Source organism: Streptomyces anatolicus, from assembly GCF_019400875.1.
Taxonomy (GTDB): domain Bacteria; phylum Actinomycetota; class Actinomycetes; order Streptomycetales; family Streptomycetaceae; genus Streptomyces; species Streptomyces anatolicus.
The window spans coordinates 1-2,586 of the sequence record NZ_WMBF01000687.1 but is presented as its reverse complement, the minus strand read 5'-3'; the positions used below and the strand labels follow the sequence as shown (position 1 = coordinate 2,586).

The window sequence follows — 2,586 nt, the reverse complement described above, 5'->3', positions numbered from 1 at the left end:
GCCAGGGCGGGGGCGGTCTTGGGGTTGAGGTGGCGCAGCAGTGCGTGGCCGAGGCCGTCGCCGGGGACGGCACGCGCCTGCTCCTTGACCGCCTTCAGGAGGTGACCGGCGGCCGGGCCCCCAGCCAGGGCCTGGGCCAGATCCACACCTGCCGCACCCAGCCGCACCGGGTGCCCGCTGGTGAACCAGCCCACCGTGCGCGACAGATCCACGCCGTCGCCCCACGGCTCACGACCGTGCCCTTCGATGTCGACCAGGAACCCCGGACCGGCCTCCGGCCGCCACTGGGCGACCGCGCCCGCCAGGGCCGCGAGGAGCACGTCGTCGACTCCGCAGTGGAAGGCGGACGTGGTCCGGCCCACCAGCGTGACCGCCTGCTCGGGCGGCACCACCCACGTCCGCTGACGCACAGTCCGGGCGGTGTCGAGGGCAGGGTCCAACGCCCGCTTGCCCAGCGGTATTTGATTGCCACCGAGCAGCGTCAGCCAGCCGTCCAGCTCGGCGCTCCGGCGCTCGCCGGTCGCCTCCGCCGCCAGCAGCTGCGCCCAGCGCCGGAACGAGGTGCCCACCGGCTCCAGCCGGGGCACCCGCCCGTCGGCGGCCGCCTCGCACGCGGCTCGCAGGTCCGGCACCAGGACGCGCCAGGACACGCCGTCCACCACCAAGTGATGGGCCGCCAGGACCAGTCGGCCGACACGCTCCGGCCCGGCGTCCATCCAAACCGCCTGGGCCATCGCTCCTGAGGCAGGGTCGAGACGGTCAACCGCCTCCCGCGCGGCCCGTGCCGCGACGCCGTCCAGGTCGCACTCCGCCACGTGCACGGCGTCCACGCGCGTGACCAGGCTCCCGGCGTCGACCGATCCCCGCTCGCCGACGATCAGCTTCTGCTCGCCGGGAAGCGTGCGGGCCCGCAGCATGTCGTGCGCGTCCAGGACGGCGCCGAGGCCGGCGGTCAGTACGTCAAGACCCAACCCGGCCGGGGCGCCGAGGGTCACCCACTGCGCGAACCCGGGCCGCGCCGCCCTCTCCCCCAGCGCCCGCATCACGGGCGTCCAGGGCACCTCGCCCACGCCCACGTCATGCCGGGCGGTGGCCTTCCCTGCGGTCTCCGCCACCATGGCGAGCCGTTCCGGTGTCTTCTCCTCGAAGACCTGCCGAGGTGTTACTACGAGCCCGGAACGGCGTGCCCTGGAGGCAAGTTGCATGGAGCTGATCGAGTCGCCGCCGAGTTCGAAGAAGCCGTCCTCGACACCTACCCGATCGAGTCCCAGGACCTCGGCGAACACATCGCACAACACCCGTTCGGTCTCGGTGCGCGGTTCACGCCCGGTCACCCGGGTGGCGAAGTCCGGCGCGGGCAGGGCTGCCCGGTCCACCTTGCCGTTCACCGTGAGCGGCAGGGTGTCCAGGGCCAGGATCGCTGCCGGGACCATGTACTCGGGCAGCCGGTCGGATACGTACGCACGTAGATCCTCCGCGTCCATGCCCGAGCCGTCCGCAGCGGTCACGTATCCAATCAACTGCTTGTCCCCGGGGCCGTCCTGACGGGCCACCACCACGGCCTGGCCGACCGTCTTATGGGAGGCCAGCGTCGCCTCGATCTCACCCAGCTCCACCCGGAACCCACGGACCTTCACCTGCTCATCCGCGCGCCCCACGAACAACAACTCACCCTCGGCCGACCAGCGGACCAGATCCCCCGTCCGATACATCCGCTCCCCGCCCGCACCGAACGGGCACGCCACGAAGCGCTCCCCCGTCAGCCCTGGCCGTCCGAGGTACCCCTGCGCGAGCCCGGCGCCGGCGACATACAGCTCTCCCACGACTCCCGGCGGGACCGGCTTGAGGAACGCGTCGAGGACATACGCCCGCCGGTTCGTCAGCGGCCGCCCGATCGGCAGCACCGGCCCGCCCTCGGCGCCCACCGGCAGCACATGCCAGGTCGCACACAACGCGACCTCGGTCGGCCCGTACAAATGCCGGACCCGCACCTCCGGACACACCTCACGCACCCGCGCCATCGACCCCGCGGGCACCACATCCCCGCCCGTCAGCACCTCACGCAGACCGGCGAAGCACTCCGGGGACTCCTCCGCGAGCACCCGGAACAGACCGGCCGTGACATGCACCGCCGACACGCCCTCCGCGACCGCCTCCCGCACCCGCCCGGCATCCACGGCACCCGGCCCGGCCACCACCACCCGGCCACCGGCCAGCAACGGCACCCACACCTCGAACAGGGAGATGTCGAAGGCGTGCGGCGCGTGCATCAGCACCGCATCCTCGGCGCCGATCGACCACCCGGCGTCCCCGGCCAGGGCAGCCACGCTCCCGTGGGAGACCGCCACGCCCTTCGGCACACCGGTCGACCCGGACGTGTACATCACATACGCCAGGTCCTCGGCGCCCACGGTAGCCGCCCCCCGGGATCGGCATCGCGCGATCTCCGCCGCCACCTCGGCGTCATCAAGCACCACCGGCCGGACCCTTACCTCGTCGGGCAGCAGCCCCCGGCTCTCCCGGGTGCAGAGGACCGCCGCGGGGGCGGAGTCGGTCAGTACGTACGCGATGCGTTCCGCCGGGTAC

1 protein-coding gene is annotated in these 2,586 nt (G+C 73.0%); it reads right to left on the bottom strand.

What is annotated here, in order from left to right:
• Positions 1 to 2,586: non-ribosomal peptide synthetase (locus GKQ77_RS31380; RefSeq protein WP_219692507.1), on the bottom strand; the 2,586-nt coding region annotated here is incomplete at both ends.